This window comes from Flavobacterium sp. N502540 (genome assembly GCF_025947365.1).
Classification (GTDB): domain Bacteria; phylum Bacteroidota; class Bacteroidia; order Flavobacteriales; family Flavobacteriaceae; genus Flavobacterium.
Window position 1 is genome coordinate 2,043,818 of the sequence record NZ_CP110012.1, and the last position, 23,076, is coordinate 2,066,893.

The 23,076-nt window shown below is 34.0% G+C and carries 29 protein-coding genes; 6 read left to right on the forward strand and 23 right to left on the reverse strand.

The features are described 5' to 3' along the window. Window positions 1-256 precede the first annotated feature (256 nt). A complete protein-coding gene (locus tag OLM58_RS09015) occupies window positions 257-1,357 on the forward strand; it encodes a DUF4407 domain-containing protein (protein WP_264532023.1) in 1,101 nt (366 codons plus the stop codon). Window positions 1,358-1,473: 116 nt separating this feature from the next. Here the strand turns inward: OLM58_RS09015 and OLM58_RS09020 are convergent, their stop codons facing one another. The 9 genes from OLM58_RS09020 to OLM58_RS09060 all read right to left on the reverse strand — a co-directional run bounded on the left by OLM58_RS09020 (window position 1,474) and on the right by OLM58_RS09060 (window position 7,169). Next, window positions 1,474-2,181 carry a PH domain-containing protein gene (locus tag OLM58_RS09020; RefSeq protein WP_089076786.1) on the reverse strand — a complete coding sequence of 236 codons (708 nt, stop codon included), beginning with the start codon at window positions 2,179-2,181 and terminating at the stop codon, window positions 1,474-1,476. Between the two features lie 71 nt (window positions 2,182-2,252). Continuing rightward, a complete protein-coding gene (locus OLM58_RS09025) occupies window positions 2,253-2,624 on the reverse strand; it encodes an MmcQ/YjbR family DNA-binding protein (protein ID WP_017494743.1) in 372 nt (123 codons plus the stop codon). Between the two features lie 8 nt (window positions 2,625-2,632). Further along, entirely contained in the window at window positions 2,633-2,983 is a 351-nt protein-coding gene (locus tag OLM58_RS09030; RefSeq protein ID WP_264532024.1) for a DUF4260 domain-containing protein, read from the reverse strand. Then, entirely contained in the window at window positions 2,980-3,381 is a 402-nt protein-coding gene (locus OLM58_RS09035; RefSeq protein WP_017494745.1) for a GNAT family N-acetyltransferase, read from the reverse strand. The genes OLM58_RS09030 and OLM58_RS09035 overlap by 4 nt, the downstream gene beginning before the upstream one ends. Before the next feature lie 29 nt (window positions 3,382-3,410). Beyond that, a complete protein-coding gene (locus OLM58_RS09040; RefSeq protein ID WP_264532025.1) occupies window positions 3,411-4,259 on the reverse strand; it encodes a cyclase family protein in 849 nt (282 codons plus the stop codon). 90 nt (window positions 4,260-4,349) lie between these two features. Continuing rightward, the gene (gene hemW, locus OLM58_RS09045; RefSeq protein ID WP_264532026.1) at window positions 4,350-5,507 is read right to left on the reverse strand and encodes a radical SAM family heme chaperone HemW; all 1,158 of its coding nucleotides are present in this window, start codon (window positions 5,505-5,507) and stop codon (window positions 4,350-4,352) included. A 78-nt stretch (window positions 5,508-5,585) separates the two neighbouring features. Beyond that, entirely contained in the window at window positions 5,586-5,957 is a 372-nt protein-coding gene (locus OLM58_RS09050) for a four helix bundle protein (protein WP_070906016.1), read from the reverse strand. A 55-nt stretch (window positions 5,958-6,012) separates the two neighbouring features. After that, window positions 6,013-6,567, reverse strand: coding sequence for a crossover junction endodeoxyribonuclease RuvC (gene ruvC / locus OLM58_RS09055; protein ID WP_264532435.1), 555 nt, complete (start codon window positions 6,565-6,567; stop codon window positions 6,013-6,015). Window positions 6,568-6,608: 41 nt separating this feature from the next. After that, window positions 6,609-7,169 carry a hypothetical protein gene (locus tag OLM58_RS09060; protein ID WP_264532027.1) on the reverse strand — a complete coding sequence of 187 codons (561 nt, stop codon included), beginning with the start codon at window positions 7,167-7,169 and terminating at the stop codon, window positions 6,609-6,611. Between the two features lie 53 nt (window positions 7,170-7,222). Between OLM58_RS09060 and OLM58_RS09065 the strand changes: the two genes are divergently transcribed. Beyond that, a complete protein-coding gene (locus OLM58_RS09065) occupies window positions 7,223-8,167 on the forward strand; it encodes a lysylphosphatidylglycerol synthase domain-containing protein (protein WP_264532028.1) in 945 nt (314 codons plus the stop codon). Beyond that, a complete protein-coding gene (locus OLM58_RS09070; protein WP_264532029.1) occupies window positions 8,164-9,267 on the forward strand; it encodes a glycosyltransferase family 2 protein in 1,104 nt (367 codons plus the stop codon). Before OLM58_RS09065 ends, OLM58_RS09070 begins: the two co-directional genes overlap by 4 nt. Window positions 9,268-9,294: 27 nt before the next feature. Here the strand turns inward: OLM58_RS09070 and OLM58_RS09075 are convergent, their stop codons facing one another. Then, window positions 9,295-9,780 (reverse strand): hypothetical protein, encoded by a 486-nt coding sequence (locus OLM58_RS09075; protein ID WP_017494752.1) that lies wholly within the window; start codon window positions 9,778-9,780, stop codon window positions 9,295-9,297. A gap of 47 nt (window positions 9,781-9,827) precedes the next feature. Beyond that, window positions 9,828-10,211: a hypothetical protein gene (locus OLM58_RS09080; protein ID WP_264532030.1), complete on the reverse strand. Its 384-nt coding sequence runs from the start codon at window positions 10,209-10,211 to the stop codon at window positions 9,828-9,830. A 50-nt stretch (window positions 10,212-10,261) separates the two neighbouring features. On the opposite strand from OLM58_RS09080, the gene OLM58_RS09085 reads away from it, so the two are divergent. Together OLM58_RS09085 and OLM58_RS09090 are read left to right on the forward strand one after the other, a co-directional pair. Next, window positions 10,262-10,762: a DUF456 domain-containing protein gene (locus tag OLM58_RS09085; RefSeq protein ID WP_264532031.1), complete on the forward strand. Its 501-nt coding sequence runs from the start codon at window positions 10,262-10,264 to the stop codon at window positions 10,760-10,762. A 280-nt stretch (window positions 10,763-11,042) separates the two neighbouring features. After that, the gene (locus OLM58_RS09090; protein WP_264532032.1) at window positions 11,043-11,645 is read left to right on the forward strand and encodes a DUF937 domain-containing protein; all 603 of its coding nucleotides are present in this window, start codon (window positions 11,043-11,045) and stop codon (window positions 11,643-11,645) included. Window positions 11,646-11,708: 63 nt separating this feature from the next. Here the strand turns inward: OLM58_RS09090 and OLM58_RS09095 are convergent, their stop codons facing one another. The 7 genes from OLM58_RS09095 to OLM58_RS09125 all read right to left on the reverse strand — a co-directional run bounded on the left by OLM58_RS09095 (window position 11,709) and on the right by OLM58_RS09125 (window position 16,727). Further along, window positions 11,709-12,617, reverse strand: a complete 909-nt coding sequence (locus tag OLM58_RS09095; RefSeq protein WP_017494756.1) for a pseudouridine synthase — start codon at window positions 12,615-12,617, stop codon at window positions 11,709-11,711. Window positions 12,618-12,812: 195 nt separating this feature from the next. Then, complete coding sequence (locus OLM58_RS09100; protein WP_017494757.1) at window positions 12,813-13,769, reverse strand: geranylgeranylglycerol-phosphate geranylgeranyltransferase; 957 nt, start codon at window positions 13,767-13,769, stop codon at window positions 12,813-12,815. Window positions 13,770-13,860: 91 nt separating this feature from the next. Next, complete coding sequence (locus tag OLM58_RS09105) at window positions 13,861-14,088, reverse strand: hypothetical protein (protein WP_264532033.1); 228 nt, start codon at window positions 14,086-14,088, stop codon at window positions 13,861-13,863. 53 nt (window positions 14,089-14,141) lie between these two features. Beyond that, window positions 14,142-15,080 (reverse strand): mevalonate kinase, encoded by a 939-nt coding sequence (locus OLM58_RS09110; protein WP_264532034.1) that lies wholly within the window; start codon window positions 15,078-15,080, stop codon window positions 14,142-14,144. 2 nt (window positions 15,081-15,082) lie between these two features. After that, window positions 15,083-15,385, reverse strand: coding sequence for a type II toxin-antitoxin system RelE/ParE family toxin (locus tag OLM58_RS09115; RefSeq protein WP_264532035.1), 303 nt, complete (start codon window positions 15,383-15,385; stop codon window positions 15,083-15,085). A 4-nt stretch (window positions 15,386-15,389) separates the two neighbouring features. Then, window positions 15,390-15,608, reverse strand: a complete 219-nt coding sequence (locus OLM58_RS09120; RefSeq protein WP_264532036.1) for a hypothetical protein — start codon at window positions 15,606-15,608, stop codon at window positions 15,390-15,392. A gap of 30 nt (window positions 15,609-15,638) precedes the next feature. Further along, entirely contained in the window at window positions 15,639-16,727 is a 1,089-nt protein-coding gene (locus tag OLM58_RS09125) for a diphosphomevalonate/mevalonate 3,5-bisphosphate decarboxylase family protein (protein WP_264532037.1), read from the reverse strand. A 156-nt stretch (window positions 16,728-16,883) separates the two neighbouring features. On the opposite strand from OLM58_RS09125, the gene OLM58_RS09130 reads away from it, so the two are divergent. Further along, window positions 16,884-17,357 (forward strand): TspO/MBR family protein, encoded by a 474-nt coding sequence (locus tag OLM58_RS09130; protein ID WP_264532038.1) that lies wholly within the window; start codon window positions 16,884-16,886, stop codon window positions 17,355-17,357. A gap of 75 nt (window positions 17,358-17,432) precedes the next feature. Here the strand turns inward: OLM58_RS09130 and OLM58_RS09135 are convergent, their stop codons facing one another. The 5 genes from OLM58_RS09135 to OLM58_RS09155 all read right to left on the reverse strand — a co-directional run bounded on the left by OLM58_RS09135 (window position 17,433) and on the right by OLM58_RS09155 (window position 22,898). Next, complete coding sequence (locus tag OLM58_RS09135; RefSeq protein ID WP_264532039.1) at window positions 17,433-18,182, reverse strand: hypothetical protein; 750 nt, start codon at window positions 18,180-18,182, stop codon at window positions 17,433-17,435. A gap of 148 nt (window positions 18,183-18,330) precedes the next feature. Next, the gene (locus OLM58_RS09140) at window positions 18,331-19,707 is read right to left on the reverse strand and encodes a BACON domain-containing protein (RefSeq protein WP_264532040.1); all 1,377 of its coding nucleotides are present in this window, start codon (window positions 19,705-19,707) and stop codon (window positions 18,331-18,333) included. Between the two features lie 87 nt (window positions 19,708-19,794). Then, the gene (locus tag OLM58_RS09145) at window positions 19,795-20,859 is read right to left on the reverse strand and encodes a hypothetical protein (protein WP_264532041.1); all 1,065 of its coding nucleotides are present in this window, start codon (window positions 20,857-20,859) and stop codon (window positions 19,795-19,797) included. A 69-nt stretch (window positions 20,860-20,928) separates the two neighbouring features. Continuing rightward, window positions 20,929-22,137: an NAD(P)/FAD-dependent oxidoreductase gene (locus tag OLM58_RS09150; protein ID WP_264532042.1), complete on the reverse strand. Its 1,209-nt coding sequence runs from the start codon at window positions 22,135-22,137 to the stop codon at window positions 20,929-20,931. An 83-nt stretch (window positions 22,138-22,220) separates the two neighbouring features. Continuing rightward, entirely contained in the window at window positions 22,221-22,898 is a 678-nt protein-coding gene (locus OLM58_RS09155; protein WP_264532043.1) for a glycerophosphodiester phosphodiesterase, read from the reverse strand. Window positions 22,899-23,076 lie beyond the last annotated feature (178 nt).

Below are 23,076 nucleotides of genomic sequence, written 5' to 3' on the forward strand. Positions count from 1 at the left end.
TGATTTGCTGCGAAACTAGAGCCTGAATGTTATTAAAGGCCTTGAAAAAAATTAACATAGTGTTATGATTCATTATTTACATTAAAAATAGATTAATGTTGAAATAACATTTAAATGAGAAATGTTTTTTAAGAACCCAACTTAAAAGAAATGAACTATTTAACTTAGAATTTAATTTTTTGGCGCTAAATTTGCCCTATCACAGGAGCCCGAAGGGCGGACTGACGAAATAATCATCAATCAAAAATCATCAATCATGTTAAAACAATTTTTTATCCTTTGCTCCGGAGCCGATCGGGATCTGCTCGAAGGCTGTTCAAATGGCGAACAAACCAAATATGTTGGTATTGGCGCCACCGTTTTTTTTACTGCCGTTATGGCTTTTCTGGCCAGTGCTTATGCGCTTTTTACCGTTTTTGACTCTCTTTATCCGGCCTTAGCTTTTGGATTTGTCTGGGGCTTGCTCATCTTTAATCTGGATCGATTTATCGTTTCGACGATTAAAAAAAGAGATCGTTTTATGGATGAATTTATTCAGGCGACTCCCAGAATTATATTGGCCATTATTATAGCAATTGTAATTTCGAAACCTCTGGAAATTAAAATTTTCGAAAAAGAAATCAATACCGTTTTATTGAAAGAAAAAAATGAGATGGAATTGGCGAATAAAAAACAGGTAGGCCATTATTTCAAATCAGATTTAGATAAAAACAAGGCTGAGATTGCCGCTTTGAAAAATGATATTCTGACAAAAGAAAAAGAAGTAAATGCTTTGTACTCTACTTATATCACAGAAGCTGAAGGGACTTCGGGAACGAAGAAACTGGGGAAAGGACCGGTTTATAAAGAAAAACGAGATAAACATGATGCGGCTTTAAAAGAGCTTGCAGTTTTAAAAACTACTAACGAAGCCAAAATTGCCGAGAAAGAAAAAACGGGAAAACAATTACAGGCTGATTTGGATAAAAAAGTCACACAGACACAGCCAATCATTGAAGGCTTTGACGGACTAATGGCGCGCATTAATGCCTTGAATAAGTTGCCTTGGCTTCCTTCATTTTTTATCATGCTGTTGTTTCTGGCAATTGAAACATCTCCAATTATAGCGAAATTATTAGCTCCAAAAGGGGAGTTTGATTTCAAACAGGAAGAAGCCGAAACAGCTATGAAAGCGACTTTGGAACAGAATAAATACCAGCGTGAATTATTGGTAAAAACCAGTGCCCAAATGCACGATAAAGTATATGCTGATATTGCCGGAGACCGAGGCCTTTTTGATTTACAGCGTAAAAATGCAAAAGAGTTACTGGAGCTGCAATCGCATAGTTTTGTGGAGAAACAGAAAGCTACTTTGTAAGCCGTAAAGTCGAAAGTCATAAAGTAAAAAAGCCGGAATAGAATCTCTATTCCGGCTTTTTTGTTTTATACAGACAAAAGCATTAAGGTTTTATTACTTTAGACTTTAAGACTAAATTACATATAGCTTAAAATCTCTTTCTTATAGGTATCATATTCCCCTTGCATGATTAAACCATTGTCAAGCAGTTTTTTATAATTCTGCAGTTTATCAAAAAGTTCTTCTTTGGATAAGTCGCTTAATTTACGTTCTCCTGTAGAAGTTGGAGCGGGTTGAATAGGTTCAAAAGTTTCATAAGGAGTAGCGGCAGCAGGTAAAATTTCGGCAAAACTGGTTACTTCTTCTGTTTCAACTTCTTCTACGTCGTCTTCAAAATCATCTTCAACGATTGGTGTTGCTTCAGTTATTGGAGTCTCAGAAGCAGCAGGATTTTTTAATAAATCCAATTGCTCTTTCGCATAAGTATAAATTTTTCTGGCCTGAGTTTTCGGAATATAATCGATTGAGATGGTCAGATCAGTTTTGGTGCCAAATGAGAATTCAGAACCTAAAATATTTTCTTTTACAAAAGTGCTTGTTATATCATCCCAGGTGTAATCTGTAAAATCCATTGATAAACCTAAGTTTTTAGGTTTGCAGATAATGATACGTTTGTTGGTTAAGATTATGCTATCCGGAAAAACAGTAATTGCAGGTTTTTTTTGAACCGCAATGTACCCGATTTCTTCGTTTTTCATCAATAAATCATTGAGCTTCGAAGTAATTTTTTCAATCGCTTTAGGGTCTTGTTCTTCGTTCAGAAATTTTTTAAATTGTTCTTTCATGATTGATAAGTTGCTAAGTTACATGGTAACTGAGTTGCTAGTTTTTTGGTCTTATGCTGCAAATGTAATGCCTAATTTTCTAATTCGATAATTTCATTCTGAATTTTCTTTGTCAAACTTTTGAAAACCAATTCATACGAATGATCGATCAATTCTTTAAGGAAAGCGGTTGGTAAACTTCCGTTGAGAGCGATCGTATTCCAGTGCACTTTGCTCATATGAAATCCGGGTTTGATTTCTTCATATTCGGCTCTTAGTTCCTGAGCACGCTCGGGATCACATTTTAAGTTAACCGAGGGTTCGTTTTTTTCCCATTGTGATAAGGAGGATAATGCGAACATTTTTCCGCCAACTTTAAAAACCAAAGTGTCCTCGTCAAAAGGGAAGTGCTCGCTAACTCCTTTTTTTGAAAGACAATATTCGTAGTACGTTTCCAGATTCATATTATTTTTTATTTACCAATTTCACCTAAATGTGTATACTTAAAACCTTTTTGATATTTCAAACCATAACCAAAAAAACGATCCATTGCAGCATGGGAGAACAGAATAGTTCCGATAAGTTGGATATATTCTATTTTTAAATAACAACCTAAGATATAAATTATTATTGCAATTCCTTTATGGTGGAAGAGGTTGTAGGATAAAGCACCAATTTTGGAATTAAATGCATAACCCATCATAGAAAAATCAGGAGCCAGAATGAAGACTAAAAACCACCACCACTGATAATTTAAAAGGCTAAATAAATAGATTCCTAGAATAAACATTCCCAGTTCTTCAAGTTTGAGTATTGTTTTCATGATATTTTCTTTTCCATCATTTTTTCGGGATGTTGTAAAGCACTAAAACCAAATTTCTCATATAAAAAGTGAGCATCAGTGGTGGCTAATCTCCAAATCTGAATGTTTTTGAGCTGTGGATCGTTCATCATGTGTTCTATCAAAACAGACGAATATCCTTTGCCACGTTGTTCTTCGGTAATAAAAACATCCATTACATAGCCAAAAACAACATAATCTGTAATGACTCTTGCAAAACCAATTTGTTTGTCATTAAGGTAAATGCCAAAACAAACCGAAGCATCTATCGTTGTTTGCACCTCTTCGATAGTTCTTCCGGCAGCCCAGTAAATGTCCTTCAGGAAATTTTGAATAAACGGAACATCAAGTTTGCTCTTATCTGTTGAGACTGTTATCATTTTAGAGGATCGATTTTATATTTAAGCCTTTACGTTGTAAGATTTGAAATCTTAAATAATATTGGTTTGCTTGGACTTGCATCATTTTCAAACGAAGCAATCTGGAGATTTAGTATATAGGCTCCATCTTCGATTTCATCCGAAACAAAAATCATTTCGGTAATGGTTGCGCTTAATCGTGCGTCGGAATTTAGATTGTGGGTGTCTTTTACATTCCAAAACGCCTTGTGTGCCAGTAATTTTCCCTCATCATGTTCTCTGTCAACACTTGGTAAGTCAATTAATAAATGCTGAATTTCGCTTTCACGGATGAAAATTGCCGCTTCTTCTGATAAATAGGGCGGATTGGTATTGGAATATTTTGTTGATTTTTTATCCTTTTGATTTGGAAGTGTTCTAATAATTAAAGCCTCAATTGTTTTGATGGGCGAAGACGATTCATTTGTCCCATTGAGCGAAGTTGGAGTATGTGTCCCATTGAGCGAAGTCGAAGTATTTGTCACATTGAGCGAAGTCGAAATGTGTTCTTTTGTAATTACTAAATCATCACCCATTTTTTCAGGCTCAACTGTAATCAGTTGGGCAGTAAAGAAAAATTGCTTTAAGCACTGATTGATACTGAAAAAGTCATTCGTAATATGTCCCAAACACTCCGTATGCGTTCCATGCCCGTGAGGGTTGAAGAAAATATTATTGAAATTAGTAGATGATTTCCCTTCAGATACCTTCCCAATCCAATCACCAAAAACGACTGGTTCAATGACCGGTTTTTCGATGTACCAGGCAATCGGGTTGTCGTCTGTATTGGTTAACGGAATTGAAATATCGATGGGTTTTGATAAGTCGATTTGATATTTACCTTCAATAAGTGCTAGCATAATGGAACACGGATTTTACAGATATTCTAACGCGGATTTTTGCGGATTTTTATCAGCGTTGCTTGCATCCGTTTTATCAGCGTTCAATTTTTATTCTTCCAAATTTAAATAAAACAAATCACTTGCTATTCCATCTGTTAAAAATTTTCCTTTTAAAGTTGGTCTAAGAATGTTGTTTTCAATTGAAAGCAAATCATCGGTTAAGAATTTTTGAGATTGTTTTAGTAAATAATTCAAATATTCCGATCCGAATTCGTTTTCAATTCTTTCCAGAGAAACGCCCCAAATGGTTCGTAGCCCGGTCATAATATATTCATTATAACGATCTGAAACAGTCAGAATTTCCGTTTCAATAGGAAGTTCATCATGCTGAATTGCTTTTAGATACAAAGCGTTATTCGCTACATTCCAGCCTCTTTTGTGGCCGTCAAAACTATGAGCCGATGGTCCAATTCCAATGTATTTTTTGCCCAGCCAATATGCCGAATTGTTTTTGGAGAAGTAACCTTCCTTTCCAAAATTGGATAATTCGTAGTGAATAAAACCATTTTTCTGAAGTATATCAACCAGAATCATAAAATGATTGGAAGCTGCTTCGTCTTGTGGTTCTGCAATTTTACCGGTGTCAATTAGTTTTTTTAAAGCTGTTTTGGGCTCCACTGTCAAAGCATAACTCGAAATATGTGGAATCCCGAAGCTTAAAGCGGTTTCGATATTTTGTTTCCACATTTCGTCAGTCAGACCGGGGATTCCGTAAATCAGATCGAGTGAAATATTATCGAAATATTTTGTTGCTTCTTCTAAACATTTTTTGGCTTCCACCGAATTATGAGCACGATTCATCATCTTTAAATCGTCTTCATAAAAAGACTGAATTCCAATGCTTAAACGGTTTATAGGGCTTTTAGATAATTCCAGAATACGCTCAGGAGATAAATCATCGGGATTGGCTTCGAGCGTGATCTCCGGATTCTCTGCAACATTGTAATTCTTGTAAACGGTCTCTATTAAAAAGTTTATCTCATCATTACTTAAAACGGATGGGGTGCCGCCACCAAAATATATAGTCTCTATTTGATTGTCACTTCGAGCAGAGTCCGTAAGGTTCAATTCATTTTTTCGCAGGATAATTTCTTTGGCTAAAGCCAAAACCATCTCGTCTTTCTTTTTCATTGAAGTCGAAAAATGAAAGTCGCAATAGTGACAAGCCTGCTTGCAAAAAGGGATATGGATGTAGATGCCGCTCATTTATAGTATTCAGTGTTCAGATTTTCAGTGTTCAGGTTTTTAACTTTAAAAGATGAGTATTAAGCAGATGAATACTGCTTACTCTTTTTTAACTCCAAATTTTTCAGGATTTAGAAGCATATAGTTAATTAGTTTTCCTATTTCAGTACTCTCAGAGAGGAGTTCTTTGTATAGATCGCTAGAAATATATTTACAGGCAAAAGCAAATTCCAACCAAACTTGTGTTTCTGAATTTTCTCCATCAGAGTCAGTTAACTTGCTGTAAAAGTGCTTAGGATAAATCCTCTTTCGATATGCCTCAGCAATAGTTACAGGAACACTTCGTGAAGAGCGTCTAATTTGATCGGTCAATGAGTATATCTCTTCTTTTGGAAATGATTTTGAAATTTCAAATATTTTCATTGCTAAAGAAAAAGATTTTTTATAAGCTAATAAATCTTGAAATGTCATCCGGTATTATTTATTGTTTAAAAAACTGAACACTAAAAAGTTGATCACTGATCACTTATTTTTTAACTCGTTCTTCATTCTGTTTCACAAAAGCATCCCAACCCGAATAACTTTTACCGGCAATAACTTTACTGGAATTAAAATGATGACAAACGGCAGCCGCAAGACCATCTGTTGAGTCGAGGTTTTTGGGTAATTCTTTTAGTCCAAGAAGCTGCTGGAGCATTTTTGCTACCTGTTCTTTGCTGGCATTTCCGTTTCCGGTAATCGCCATTTTGATCTTTTTGGGTTCGTATTCAGTGATCGGAATCCCTCTCGAGAGTCCCGCTGCCATTGCAACACCCTGTGCACGCCCTAATTTCAGCATCGATTGAACGTTTTTGCCAAAGAAAGGAGCTTCAATTGCAATTTCGTCCGGATGGTGCGTTTCTATTAGTTCGATAGTACGCTCAAATATGATTTTTAATTTTTGGTAATGATTGTCGTATTTGGATAATTGCAGTTCGTTAAGCTGCAGAAATTCCATTTTTTTATTGGTGACTTTAATTAATCCAAAACCCATGATTGTGGTTCCGGGGTCAATACCTAATATGATGCGTTCTTTTGTCAAGTTTTTTTGTTTCAGGTTTGATGTTTCACGTTCAAAGTTTATCATCTTAGATATCCCTTTGTTAGTATTACATTTTGTTCTTTATTCAGTATTTCTATTGATTGACAGATACTGTTGTATAATTTCCAAAACTTATCTTCGAAATCATCTTCTTGTTTTAATATATTTTCGGTTTCAGAATTGTCTTCGTTATTTAAAATTGTACCATGACTTTCATAATAGGATGTCAAAAGAGTTCCGTTATCTGCTAAAACCCATCTGCAAGTGGCAATCCAGGGATCAACGAAAAAATAATAAACTTTTGTATTAAGCTCTTTCGAAAGAAATAATGTCATTTGCTTTGTTTCTTCAAAATCCCAAACATTCCATATTAGATAACTCCATTCATTAATTTGGTCAAATAACATAAATGGTTTTGTGGTTTTGCTTGAACTTTCATCAGATAAAAATGACCAATCGAATTTTTCATCAAATTCTACAACCTTGGTACTGGATGCTTTTAAAACCTCTAATATTGAACTTTTTGTTACGTTTTCTATGCAAAAATGATGATTTACCAGCGAGCTAATTAAATTTCGTTTTTTATTTCCTGATTCTAACATTTCATTTTCCAATTTTCAAATTGCCACATTTTCAAATTGATTACTTTTGTGACATGATTTCAATTCCTCACAAAGCTAAGCAATTCCTTGTTCTTCTAATCAAACTTTTGATTGTAGGTGGTGCATTTTACTTTATTTATAATCAGTTGGCGAACAATGATCAATTGGACTGGCAGAAATTTATTGTATTGTTTCGTAAAAATCAGTCCGTATTAGGAATTGGGTTTATATTACTTTTGAGTGTTTTGAACCGTTATTTCGAAATTCTGAAATGGCAAAATCTGGCTAAGGTAATTCATGAAATTTCTTTGGGAGAAGCGACTAAACAAGTGCTGGCAGCTTTAACAGCCGGAATTTTCACGCCAAACGGAGTGGGAGAGTACGCCGGAAAAGCCTTGTATTATCCGAAATCAGAGGCAAAGAAAGTAATTTTCTTAAACCTGATCTGCAACGGAATCCAGATGATCTTAACGGTGATTTTCGGGATTTTTGGATTGCTGTATTTCAATGTCAAACATGAGATCATTACAACGCAAACAGTTGCTGTTTTATTTGGGGGGTTTGTGTTGCTGTTGGTTGTTTTGTTTTCCGTGAAGAAAATAAAAATTAAAGGATATTCAATAGAGAAATTAATACATAAAATTAACGAAATCCCGAAACCAATTCATCGCAAAAATATTCTTCTAGGGATTTTGCGGTATCTGGTTTTTTCGCATCAGTACTACTTCTTGTTTTTGGCTTTTGATGTCGATTTGCCTTACCTTACGCTAATTGCTACTATTGCTGTAGTTTACTTTTTGGCTTCGTCACTGCCTACTTTTCAGTTTCTGGATTTTGCGGTAAAAGGAAGTGTTGCGATTTATTTCTTTGGAATTTTAGGGGTAAACGAGTGGATTGTAGTTTTTATCAGTACACTGATGTGGTTTCTTAATGTGGTTTTGCCGGTCGTTATAGGTGCTTATTACGTTTTGAATTTTAAAACCAAAACTACAGAATGATTTGGATTTTGTTTACTGTATTAGCTATCTATCTGATTACCATTGGTTTGCTTGTTTATGGTTTTTTTAAAGTAAAAAAGTACCAAAATGCAGATTTGAAACCTCAAACAAGCTTTACAATTATAGTTCCGTTTCGGGATGAAGAAGAGAACTTGCCTAACCTTTTAGAAAGTTTTTCAAAACTGAATTACCCTAATGATTTGTTTGAAGTTATTTTGGTAGATGATAATTCTAAGGAGAAATTTCAAATCTCACATTTTACATTTCAAATTTCGCAAATTGACAATCTTCGGATTTCGAATTCTCCCAAAAAAGATGCTATCTCGACTGCTATGCAATTGGTGAAAACAGATTGGGTTGTTACTACAGATGCCGATTGCCTGGTGCCTGAGAATTGGTTGTTAACCTTCGATAATTACATTCAGCAAAATAAGGTTTCGATGCTGGCAGGAGCGGTAACGTACGAATGTGAGAACTCTTTTTTGCACCATTTTCAGCAATTGGATTTAACGAGTCTGCAAGGTGCTACTATTGGAAGTTTTGGACTTCAAAGAGCTTTTATGTGCAACGGAGCCAATTTTGCTTACACTAAATTGCTGTTTGAAGATTTAAATGGATTTGAAGGGAATAGCAAAATCGCCAGTGGAGATGATGTGTTTTTACTGCAAAAAGCGGTTGGTTTATTTCCTGATGAAGCTCACTATTTAAAATCGACAGACGCAATTGTAAGCACAAAACCAACAGAAGACTGGAAGACCTTATTTTATCAAAGGGTTCGTTGGGCAGCCAAAACAAGTTCCTATCAAAGCAGTTTTGGAAAGCTATTAGGGCTTATTGTTTTCTTAGGAAATTTGAGTTTTGTAATAGGGTTTTGTTCTGTGCTTTTTTCGATGTTGCCTTATTATTGCTTTGTTTTGCTGGCTTTTTCAAAATTTACAATCGATTTTATCTTGCTCTATGCTACGAATTGTTTTTTAGTGAAAGACAAAATAAAAAGTTTGTTCTTAAGTAGTTTGTTGTATCCTTTTTTCAGTTCGGCTGTGGCTTTGTACAGCTTATTTGGTTCTTATGAATGGAAAGGAAGAAAGTTCACGAAATAGAATCTCTCCTGTATAAACGAGAAATACCTATTTTTTTTCTTTTGCCTTGAGAATAACAGGTAAGATAAATTGTGTTTTTACCGGAATTCCACGTTTAAGTGCCGGATTTACTTTAGGGAAATCGACTAGGCGGGCATGTAGAATGCTATCGATTTTAATAGTGTCGTAGGCAACAGAATCTTTAGGAAATTGAGGTTCGAATTTCATTGTTGAGTTTGGAAAAACGGTCACTTTCACTTCGATGGTGTCTAGTTCGGGATAGAGTATGGAAAGGGTGTCAATATCCAGTTTTTCCTGAATAAGTTGTGCCATTACCTCAAAAAAGCATTGTTGACGTTGCTTTTTATCGGTAATTTTTTCGCAATTGGCAACAGATGGAAACTCATCAACTTCTTTCCAGTTAATCGATTTTAGTTCTTTTTGAAGCAACTCTTTTTCAGACGGAACCTTCTTCTCAAAATATTGACAAGAATGGAAAAACAGAATTACAAATAAAAGGAAAAACTTCTTCAAGACTTTGATGTTGGATTGAATAAATAAATTAGAATATAAAAATACAATTATTTTTTTTGAGAAGCTTTGAATTGCAAATAATCTTCATAATTTTCCGACAGCCATTTTTCTTTGTTTTTTGCTGCAACTTCTTTTTCTTCAGGATATAAAGAAGCTAGCCGGTCAGAGAAAGTAGCAATTCGAACAGTGTAATTGTAGTACTCCGTTTTGTTTAATACAATATTTGGATCATTTTTTCGATTAAAATATTCGAAAAATAAAATATTAAAATCTTTCATCGAAAAGTTGAGCACTTTTTTCTTATTACTTTTATAAATACTGTCTTGCAGAAGTCTGTCGTCGATTGAGAGAGTTTTAGTTTGGGCATGCAAATTGCTATTGATGACAAGGATCAAAAAACTACAGGAGATAAATTGCAAAAATTGACGCATTAATTTGTTCCTTTAGAAAGTTTGCAGATCAAATTTACAAAAAAATAGACATGGATTTACTATTGTTGTTGCTTGGATTTATATGCATGATTGTTGGGATTTTTGGTAGTTTTCTGCCTGTATTACCCGGATTGTCATCTTGCTGGGTGGGGTTGTTACTGCTGTACCTGACCAAAGCAGTTGAAAACAATTATTGGGCTTTAGGTATTACACTTTTACTAACGATTGTAATTACGATTCTTGATTATATCATTCCGGCAAAAGGGACTAAAAAATTTGGAGGGAGTTCGTATGGCGTATGGGGAACTAACATTGGTTTAATTGTAGGTATTATTGCTCCTATTCCTTTTGGAGTTATTATTGGGCCTTTTGTAGGGGCTTTCGTTGGAGAATTAATTTATGATTCGACCAATCATCAAAGAGCACTGAAAGCGGCAACAGGATCCGTTTTAGGTTTTTTGGCTTCGAGTTTCGTGAATTTTTTATGCTGCATTATTTTCCTGGGTATTTTTATTAGCATTGTCTGGCAAAATCGCTTATTACTGTTTTAAATAGCGTATTTATCCTTAAGCATTTTCTTATTTTTTCATTTTTTATCAAAAAAAAGGTATTTTTTTTTCAAACCATTTTTGTTTGTTTTGATAACGAATGGGTTATGTTTACTGGAGGTTCGGAATTTTTATGTTTAACAACTGTTTAAGCTACAATTCATCATTTAACTTATTTTTTGGAAATGTTAGAATATTTTATATTTTTATCCTGATAAACGATAAAAAGCCTCACTTCGTCGATTATTTTTAACGGATTTAAATAATTTCAAACAAGTTAAATATGACTCCTAACCTACAAATTGAACTTAGACGTTTTATTTCTTCTAATGTTGTTTCAAAGTTGAACAAGTTTTATTTTGAAAATGATGCACTTTTAATTAAAGGAATTGATGTTTCGATAGGTACGGTTTTAATGGGGTTGTATAACAGGGCGGAGGAGTTGGATTTTTACAAGGGAATTACTTCAATGATGCAGGACGATTCTACTTTCTATCAGGAAGTCGATTTTACATCAGGACGTATTTTATCAGTTGATGATTGTTATCGATTAGAAGGGAATAGTTTGCTGAAAGAAATATTTACCAATAAAAAAGGCAGGATTTCTGAAATGATTTCTAATGAAGTTGGAATCAAAAGTGAAACAGCCCGAGAAATTCTTAATTTTTCTGCCTTATTAGTCGTCTCTTATCTTAAGAATAATATCCAAATATTAGAGAGTTTAAAATTGCTTTTAGAAGATCAAAAAAGAGATATTTTAAACAGTATTCCTCCCGGAATCAAAATTATCCTCGGTTTTTCCTGTTACGAAACGGTAGAAGAAAAAAACCAATCTATAGGAAGATCTATTTTTACTTTATTCGGTCATAACTTTTTCAGCTTCTAAATAAAAAAATCCCGTCTTACAGTGTAAAACAGGATTTATATTTAAATCAATTTGAGTAGTTTCTTATACGTTTTTCAAGTTGATAACTTCTTGGTCAGTTAAAAAACGCCAGTTACCTCTCGGTAAATTCTTTTTAGTTAAACCTGCAAACGATACACGGTCAATACGTAATACATCATAGTCAAAGTTTTCGAAAATAGCACGTACTACTTTTACATTCGAAGAACGTAATTTAAGACCTACTTCACTTTTTGCTTCTTTTTCAATATAACTGATTTCTTCTACGAAAACCCGGTGTCCGTCAAGAACTAAGCCTTTACTTATTTTTTCTAAATCTTCAAATTTCAAGTTTTTATCCAAAGAAACCTGGTAAATTTTAGATGATTTTTGATTTGGTAAAGTAAATTTACGAATCATGTCTGTGTCGTTAGTAAACAGCAATAAACCGGTTGTGTTTTTGTCCATTCTTCCAATCGGAGCAATTTTTGCCGTTGTAGAACCACGAACTAACTCTAAAACATTACGATATTCCTGACCCTCGTCAAGAGCAGTGGTAAAGTTTTTAGGTTTGTTTAATAAGATGTATTCTTTCTTTTCAGGAGTCAAAGTAACACCGTCGAAATTTACAACATCATTTAATTTTACTAAATAACCCATTTCAGTTACCGGAACTCCATTTACTTTAACATTTCCGGACTGAATGTATATATCGGCATCACGACGAGAACAAACACCTGAATTTGAGATGTATTTGTTTAAACGAATTTCGTCTGAAGCTTTTTGTCTTTTTGGAGCCTGATTCTGTTTTTTAATTTTCTGCGCCTTTTCTTCTTCGGCAGCCTTCACAGCAGGTTTCACCTTTTTCGGCCCTTGAGCACGTTTTGCCATAGGAGGTTTTGGCTTGTTAGAGTTTGGTCTTGAGCTATTTGGTCTCGAACCGCCTCTTTTATTATTGCCTTCCTTATTGTTCATAAATTCTGTAATTTGTGCAAAGATAGTTTATTCTTGCTAAATAATCCTAAGTTCATTGTTCTTAGATTGATAGCTGTTGTTTTTTAGAGTTATAAGAGTGTTACAATTGTCTTTTTTTAAGCATTTTGAAAGTTACACTATGGAGATTTTGCACTGTGAAAGCAAAACAAAGGGCAAAAATGAGCTATTACACCGTTAAGATTTTAGTAATAAATTTTTCCCATGCCATAAGACGGCTGGATTAATTAATACGATGCAAAATACTCCCGAAACAATCAGGAATTTTAAAATATTGTGTAATAGTAAAAATTGTTCCTTAGAGTTTGATTTCCATAAATAAATCAGGAAAAACAGCAATATGCCAAAACAGACATAAAAGTAAATGTCCATATAACCCACATCGTAAATGTTGATTAAAATATAAACCGGAACCACTGTCAGGATCGTTAAAACTGTAATGATTTGTTTGGAAACCGTTTCGTTGTAAAGTATTGGGATTGTCCTGTAATTGTTAGCTAAATCACCTTTAAGATTCTCCAGATCTTTTATCATTTCCCGGATGAGCAACAATAAAAACAAGAAAACCGCATGAGATGAAATAACCATGAAATGACTCATGTGATTCTCGATTTCTTCAAATGAAATTTTATTATAGAAATATAACAGAATAGCAAAGAATGGAACTACTGCCAGGAAGGCCGCACAGAGATTACCAACAATAGGATATTTTTTTATTTTATGAGAGTAGAACCAAATGAGGAAAATGTATGCCGAAAAGAATAGAAAAGCACGCCAGGAAACAATCAGCGCCATTAAGGCCGCAATGAAGTTGAGTGTAAAATAAACAGATAGTTTTGTTTTTTGGCTGACTAATCTGTCTAACATTGATTTGTTAGGTCTGTTGATTAAATCTTTTTGACTGTCGTAGAAATTATTGATAATATAACCCGAAGCAATAGTGATTGCGGAAGCAAAAACGATTAAAAATAAATTGAAATCCAGCAAAATATCCAGTGCTCTTTTTTCCGGTGCCAGTATAAAAATAGAGGATAAGTATTGAGCCAAAACAATAATCGGGATGTTATAGCCTCTCACTACGGAGAACAAACTAACAATTTTCATTACTAAAAGTTTGTGCTGTCTGCTTAACATTTTTTGAGTTTGGTTTCAGGTTTTAATTCTAGACTTGTTTTTAGGTTCTCCTTCTGCAAAACATAGACAGACTCCCGGTGAATTTGTAGCATCAGGAGTCGAAAAGGAAAAGTTGTGATCCGGTTGCAGAGCAGATAAAGACAATGACAGCAACCTCTTCAATAACCAATGCTAAAAACTTTACTTTCGTGTAGTGAACAGTGATTTTGTGAACAATATTAAATCCTTTTTCTAAAAGTGTCGCTAATAAAATTAAAGGTGTTAAAAATAGAATTCCTCCTGAAAAAGCCGCTTTGTTAATCTTTAAAATACTATTCATAAGTTTAAACTTTTAAGGCCTATTTAAAGAAAGCGGGTTTTAAAAGACAGGATTTAGAATTGATAAACGACTTCTAATTTATAATCTTTTAAAGATGCTTTGGCACGTTCCAAATCCTCGGTAAAGCCCAGAATATAACCGCCTCCTCCGGAACCGCAAAGTTTCAGATAGTAGTCATTCGTGTCAATTCCGTTTTGCCAGATCCCATGAAATTGTTCCGGAATCATTGGTTTGAAGTTGTTTAAAACGACTTTTGATAGCTTTTTAGTATTAGTAAACAACGATTTCATGTCACCATGTAAAAAGTTTTCTACACAAGCATCGGTATATTTTACAAACTGATTTTTAAGCATAGTACGGAAGCCTTTGTCTTTCAGGCTTTCCATGAAAATGTTAACCATCGGAGCAGTTTCGCCTACAATTCCTGAATCTAACAAAAATACAGCCCCTTTTCCATCAAAACTCTGAGTTGGAATTCCGGTTGCTTCAATGTTATCTTTCGAATTGATTAAAATAGGAATGCTTAAGTAACTGTTTAAAGGATCTAAACCAGAGCTTTTTCCATGGAAGAAACTTTCCATTTGAGCGAAAATATTCTTTAATTGTAATAGCTTTTCGCGAGTCAGATTTTCTAAAACGGTTATTTTATGAGTAGCGTATTTATCGTAAATTGCGGCAACAAGTGCACCACTGCTTCCTACTCCGTATCCTTGTGGAATACTGGAATCGAAATACATTCCGGTTTCTACATCATTCTTTAAAGCCATCAAATCGAAAGCAACCAAATCCGGCTGTTCTGTCTGTAAAGTTTCAAGATAAGCTGCAAAACGTTTTAAGCTTGCGTTGGATGCCATTGCTTCTGCCGAAGGCTCTTCGGTTTTTTTCAAAGCACCGTTGTAAAAATTATAAGGAATAGAAAGTCCTTTAGAGTCACGGATGATTCCGTACTCTCCAAAGAGTAATATTTTTGAGTAAAATAAGGGTCCTTTCATGTTTATATTATGTCTTTTTTTATTTTATTTGGGTCTTGTCTGGTGTCAAAAAAAGCAATTATCTCAATTCTTTTATTGTTGAATTTATAGAATAATGTTGATTGTTTTGTAATCACACATTTATGTACTTTTTTATTGTGCTCAGATTTTGGAAATGCTTCAGGGTTAACTTGAAGAATTTTTACCGTTTGATATAGTTTAATTGCAAATTTTTTCCGAATTCTCTCTGACCATTTTACTTCTAAATATTCTAGAAGATTTTCAATAGCTGATTGAGCGAGGTCTGAAATTATAATTTGCCTCATTCTTTCAAATGTGTTTCTTCATCATCGTTTCAAAATCGGAAAATTCACCTTTTTCAATTTGTTCTTCTCCTAATTTAATAACTGCTTTTTGAGCATCTGTCAAATCATCCCACCAATCTTTTTTCTTTTTGGTCAACAATTCAATGACCGCCTTAATGATTGAAGGATCATTTGTTTCTTGAAGCATATTGATTGCTTCGCGTTTTTCTAATTGAATGTCCATAATCAAAATTTTAATTAAAGATACGCAAAATTACAATGCAATTGCACCATCTCCAATTTCGTCGCAAATGTACTGACCATTCTGACAAAATACAACTAATTCGTCCTGAATAAATTGTAGTACTTTATCGCTAACGTTTTCGGGATAGAGGACATGAACATTTGCTCCGGCATCAAGAGTAAAGCAAACCGGAATCTGAGTCTCATTTCGGAACTTCCAGATGGCATTAATGATTTGCAAGGTGTTCGGTTTCATTAAAATATAGTAGGGCATAGAAGTCATCATCATGGCATGTAATGTCAATGCTTCACTTTCGACTACTTTTATAAATTCGTTCAGATTACCGCTTTCAAAAATGGTAATTAACTGATCCAGATTTTCATGCGCCTGAGCAAAACGTCTTTCAGCGTAGGGATGATTGTGCATTAAATCATGTCCAACAGTACTGGAAACTTGTTTTTCACCTTTATCAACCAGTAAAATGGTATCCTGATAGTTGTTGAAATTTTCGTGAACGGTAGAAGGGAATTCAACACCATACAAATCAGAACTTCCTTTAATATTTGCCTGATTTCCCCAAGCTACCAGATTTCCTTTTACACTTCTGCAGGCACTTCCGGATCCCAAACGGGCTAAAAAAGAAGCTTTTTGGTAAAAGTAATCTTCAGTCATTTCAGGATTTAATACTTTCTCTAAACTCATAAAATTCATTGCCAAAGCTGCCATTCCTGAAGCGGAGGAAGCAATCCCTGAACTGTGTGGAAAGGTATTTTGAGTATCAATAGTAAAATGATACTCTTTCAGAAAAGGTAAATAGATTTCAATTCGTTCCAGAAACTTTTGAATTTTTGGCTTGAAGTCTTCCTTTGGTTTTCCTTCAAAAAGTAAATCAAAGGAGAAATTACTTGCAGGAGAAGTTTCTCTCTTTGCAAAAGCAAGTTTAGTGATCGTTTTACAATTTTTAAGCGTAAAACTTACTGAAGGATTTGCCGGAATCTGATTGTCTTTTTTCCCCCAGTATTTTACTAACGCAATATTGCTGGGTGCGCTCCATTCAAAATTTCCGTTTTCGATGGATGAAGTATAGGTATTAGGAATAAAATCAGCTGCTGTAAACATGAACTATAAAATTTTGGCAAAGATAGTTTTTAAAATATTGCGTCATATAAGTTCTGTTGGAAAATGTAAGTCAAGTGCCCACTAATAACAAACTGAAGGGGAATTATAGGATTTACGCCTTCTTTTTGATTATTTTTGGAAAAAAATCATAGTAAAATGAACAAGGCAGCCAAAATTGCAATTGCATTAGTTATTTGTTTAATGGTAGGGTATTCTGCAAGTATAGTGACAAGACCAAGTGTTGAAACATGGTATCCTACTCTTATAAAACCTCCTTTTAATCCGCCTAATTGGATTTTTATGCCAGTTTGGACATTGCTTTATATTTTTATGGCGGTTGCAGCGGGACTGGTTTGGGATAAAATAAAAGAGCAGAAAGAGACGGTGAAAATGGCTTTAGGTTTCTTCATCATTCAGCTGACGTTAAACGCGATCTGGTCTTACTTGTTCTTCGAATTAAAGAACCCAATGCTAGCCCTAATTGAAATTGTACTTTTATGGCTGATGATTTATGAAACCTATTTGAAATTCATTAAAATCAATAAAATTGCCGGATATTTATTGATTCCGTATATGGTTTGGGTAGCATTTGCTGCAGTTTTAAATGCCAGTATCTGGTGGTTGAATTGATAAGGTTTGATTTCAGGATTTTTTATGATTGAAGCTTTGAGAATACTAAAGTCTGGATGTTGAATTTGTGTATTATTAATTGATACGATCGGTTTTTAGTTTCTTAAATTCTTCATTTTTGGCAAATAAAAAATCCATTGTGGATAAGATATTGTTGTTTTTTAAAAGAGTTTCAGATGTTGGGTCGGCATCACAAAATTCAATAAAGAGATCTTTCTCTTCTGGTTTCAGGTGTAAATCTTTGATGAAAAAATCATTTGGAATTGATGTTGCCAGCAGCTTTTTAAAATTAGTTTTGGGAGCTTTATTTTTGATCGGCTCATCGTCTTTGTTCCGGAACAAATTGTATAAACCTTTTCCAATTCTTGCAAAATCGATACCGTTTGTAATAGTTCCGTTGTAAACACCGGTGTATTTTTGTAAAGAGCCAGCATCTTTTGCCAATTTTATATCGTCTGCTTCTTGTTGAGAGATTTTTACCGGATCAAATTTGATATTGGTAATCACTACCTCATTTAATTCTTCCGGTTTTATAACCATATTAATTACGATGTTGTTCTGATTGATGTTTTCCTGTGTTATTTTTAGTCGGGTAAAAAAGTAGTCTTTTGAAAAAAACAATAAGCTATCCTTACTTCTAACGAGAATAGAAAATTCTCCCAAATGATTAGTTGTTGTGCTTGTTTTAGCTGTTTTGTTTATGACTTCGACTTTATTAAGTGGATTGTTATTGGATATTACTTTTCCGTGAAGTAATTTTTCTGATTGTGAAACAGACAGCTGATAGGTGAAAAAAGAAATTGTAGTGAGTAATTTTACTTTCATTTAGTGGTAATTAGTTGAAAGTAAAATTATTAGAATAGTCTTAATGAAATCTTAGTGAAGATGTAAAGTCTTGTTAATTAATTTGGGTCATAATTTATTCTGATTAATAAATTATGACCCAAATTAACTGTATAAAAAAAGAAAAGTGCTATTCTATGGTAATTTTTTGAAAAGACCATTCTTTGTTTAAACCTGCTCCTGTGGCTTTTGTTATAACAAATAAATTGTTCCCTGAAGAGTCACTAAATGCAAAATAGGGTTCAGGATCGTAGAACTTTCCAACACCATTATTACTAATTATCATATATTTTTCTAATTCTATTTTCTTTTTATAAGTAAGATTACTAGAATTGTATACGTATATAAATGGAGCTTTTTTAGGTGTCCAGGAATCTCCGGTCGTTAAAATTAAATATAGATTATTTTTAGCTGATGAATGATCTAGCCATTCTATATTTGAATTTGAATCGGTATTTATTTTTCCATTGTATATCATGTCCTGGTTCCTGATTTCTGATGTTTTTAGGACTGTCTTACCTCGTGTAAATATTCTGGTTCCATCTTCAGAAAACCATAGATTTCCATTCATTGGATAATCTCCGTGGTATGGAGAGTCATACACATATTGAGCAATGCCATTTTGAATGCTGTATTTTTCAATATCAGAAGGAGTTAAACCATTGTTTGCACCATAAATGTAATTGGTGAATGGTTGTAGTCTTGCTTTAGTGCCTGCGTATATTTGATTACCGGTGTGCAGGTTTTCGTTGTTATTTGGTATATTCAAATTCACACATCTAATTTGCGCCCGTTGATCCCGTTCAGGAAAAACGTAGGCCCACTTATTACTTGTGAGTACAATATCAATCGCATAACATGATATATCGTAAGTATTTATTACAGATTTAGTATTTAAATCGATATACGTAATATGTGCGTCATGTCCAACGGCTGCAGTTTTCCCGTCTTGGGAAATGGAGATACATGTTGGGACGTATAATAAAGGAATACTTTGAGTTGTTCCGGAGGCCGAGGTTAAGATGTTAACCGCCGCAGGACTTGCGGAAACATAAACCAATTGATTAGTAGATTTGGAAAATTCGGCATCAACAACATCAGTTTGCAAAAACGTTTTTTGCTCTATAAAATTATTGACACTCACAACAATAGAGTCCTTCTTGTTGTTAATGTTTAAATATAATTTAGAAAACACTTTACCACTAACCAGATTTTTTCTATCTACAGAAATAGCTACCTCACTGTGATTATTAGCAGTAATATTACCTGTGTTTGAAGAAAGTGTAATATAACTTTTTGAACTGGTAATGCTATAATTGATCGTCGTTTTACCGTCATTATTGATTGATAGTATCAGTTTGTCATTTACTGTATTGAAGTTTAAAGAGTCAGGTATTGAATAGGAAATATTTTCGTTTTCAATATCTTTAGGGTTCTCTTTTGAATCATTGCTTGAACAGCTAAAAAGGGTAAATGTTAGAATTATAAGAGTTATGATTTTTTTCATTAAGATAAAATATTTAATTGCTTTTGACGGTAAAAGCTTCTTTAAAAAATGCAAATATAAATAAGAATATAATAGTACGGAAAAGCTTTACTGAACTTTTAGTTTTTGAATTCCCCACTCATTATCTAAATCAGATTGAACGGCTTTTGTGATGACAAATAGATTATCTCCGGTCGAATCACTAAATACAAACTGAGGTTCTGCATCGTAATAAGTTACAGTATTTTTATTGACTTTGGAAAATTTTTCTAACTCTAATTTACTTTTAAAAGTGAGATTTGAATCATTATAGACATAGATATACGGAGATTTGACCTGCGAATAATAATTTCCATTCGAAAGAATTAAGTATAAATTATTTTTAGCCGCTGAATGATCCAGCCACTCTACATTTGAATTTAAATCTGCTTCGATTTTACCGTTAAATACCATGTCCTGGCTATTTAGTTCGGAAGTTTTTAAAACAGATCGGTTGCTGGAAAATAATCTATTACCATCTTCTGAAAACCAAATACTTTTTATTAAGACGTAGCCACCTTCTTCGTATTTTGATTCAAAATTATTATCGATATTTCCATTTTGAATATTGAACCTTTCTATTATAGCCCTTGAGGTTGAATTTTGTGCATAAATATATTTTCCTGAAGGATGAAGCCTTCCTTTTGTTCCGGCGTATATTTGATTGTAAATATTTATTGGTTCTTCATTGTCTTGCAACAAATTCATATTAATACTTCTTACATAGGTCCACTGATCTTTTTTAGGAAAAACGTATGCCCATTTATCATTCCCAAGTACAATATCAAGAGCATCACAAGAAATGTCATAAGTATTAATGATTGATTTAGTGGCTAGGTTTATATATGTTATATGACCATCATGACCCACTACTGCCGTTTTTGCATCTAAAGAAACAGATAGACAGGTCGGTTTATGTATCAATGGAATACTTTCGGTAGTTTCTGAATTAGTATTGAAGATATTAATTTGAGATGGATTTGATGAAATATAAACGATTTGATCACTTTTTTTTGAGTACTCAGCATCAATGACGTCTGTCTTTAAAACTATTTTATCTTCTTTAAGTTCGTTATCATTTTCGCAGCTAAATAGAGTTAAGAATACAGCAGTTAAAAGTAGAATTTTCTTCATGTTAAGGATATGCAATTAGTTTGTAATGTGTGAGTATAATCTGTTTTTTAAACAAGCGTAAATAAAAATTTAAATGCCATTTGCCAAAATAAACCCGCTTGTCCAGGCATTTTGAAAATTAAACCCGCCTGTAATGGCATCTATGTTTACAATTTCACCTGCAAAATAGAGGTTTTCATGTAGTTTGCTTTCCATGGTTTTGAAGTTGATTTCTTTTAAATCGATTCCTCCTGCGGTAACAAATTCTTCTTTAAAAGTGCTCTTTCCGTTGACCTGAAATGTTGCTTTTGTAAGTTGTGAAGCGAGCTGTTGCAATTGATTTTTAGATAAATCGGCCCATTTGGTTTCGGTGTCAATGCCCGAAGCCAGAACCAGGCTTTCCCACAAACGATTCGGAAAATCGAAAGGTGATTTTTTTGAAACGGCTTTCTTCGCATGTTCCTGTTTTAGCTCTTTCAGTATTTTTTCAGCATCTTCGGTGTCAACATCATTTAACCAATTGACGAAAATAGTAAACTGATAATTTTTATCGAATAGGGTACGGGCTCCCCAGGCCGAAAGTTTCAGAATGGCCGGGCCGCTCATTCCCCAATGTGTGATTAACAAAGGTCCGGTCGACTCGAGTTTGGTATCTTTTACGGTTACAGTGACTTGTGCTGCAACACCGGGTAATTCTTTTATTCGGGGATCTTTGATATTGAAAGTGAATAATGAGGGAACCGGGCTTACAATTGCATGCCCTTGGTTTTGCAACATTTCCCAGATTTTAGGATTGCTTCCGGTGGCCATTACTAATTTTTCGGCAGCGAAATTTTCATTTTGAGTATCAATTTTCCAACAATCTTCTTTTTTAAAAATCGATTGTACGCTTTGTCCCGTGAGTACCTTTATGCCTAGTTTTTCGGTTGCTCTTAAGAAACAATCGATAATGGTTTGTGAGGAATTGGAAACAGGAAACATTCTGCCATCTTCTTCGATTTTTAACTCGACACCATGCTTTTCGAACCATTCGATCGTGTCACCTGAGCAAAACTGATGAAAAGGACCGCGAAGTTCTTTTTCGCCACGCGGATAAAATTTAACCAATTCATTCGGTTCAAAACAGGCATGCGTTACGTTACATCTTCCGCCGCCTGAAACACGAACTTTAGAAAGTACTTCTTTTCCGCGTTCTAAAATGGCAATTTTTAGTTTAGGATTTTTCTCTGCAATATTAATCGCTGTGAAAAAACCTGCAGCACCTCCGCCAACGATGATTATGTCGAAATTTTGAGTCATATTTTTTTATTTGCCACAAATTCACAATTTTTTATTCTCAGAGATAAGAAAAAATACTTCGTGAATTTGGGGCTATTTTAAACTTATATTTTGTCCGGACAGTCAGAAATGATTCCGTCTATATTATAATTCTTTACTTTTTGAATGTCTTCTTCCGTATTAACGGTCCATGGGAAAACGAGAAATCCTTTTTCCTGCATTTGGCTTACATTTTCTAAATCCAGCAGGTGATAATCAGGATGAATGGCTTTCGCTTTTATGGTTTTGGCGAAAGCTAGAGCAGTATCAAGATCTTCTTCTGTTAAAACACCAATAGGAATTTTTGGATTTAAATAGGATGTTTCCTGCAGCATATTCCAATCGAAACTTGAAACTATAAAATGATTGTAGTTCCAGTTTTTTTCTGAGATATATTGTTCAATTAATGCGACAACTTTTTTTGGGGTTCCTAAACCTTTTAATTCGACATTAATGAAACATTTTTTGTCAACCAGATCAAAAACTTCGTTTAAAGTTGGAATTTCATATTGCCCGGCAATCAAAAATGATTTTAGTTCGGCTAAGGTATATTGAGTGATCTCGCCCATTCCGTTGGCCATTTTGTCAATGGTTTCATCGTGCATTACAATTATATGTCCATCAGCGCTTAAGTGAACATCAAGTTCAATTCCGTCAGCATTGAGATCTAACGCTTTCTGAAATGCTTTTAAAGTGTTCTCAGGTTCGTAAGCTTTTGCGCCTCTGTGTGCTATTTTTAGCATTTTGCAGTATTTTTTCTAACCGCAAAGGTCGCAAAGTTTTACGCAAGGTTAGCAAGGAATTTATTAAAAATTAAATAGCCACGAATTCACGAATTATTTTTTATAATCTTTGAAAATAAAAATTCGTGAATTTGTGGCAAAAAAACTTTGTGAATCTTTACGTTTCTCTGGGGTAAAA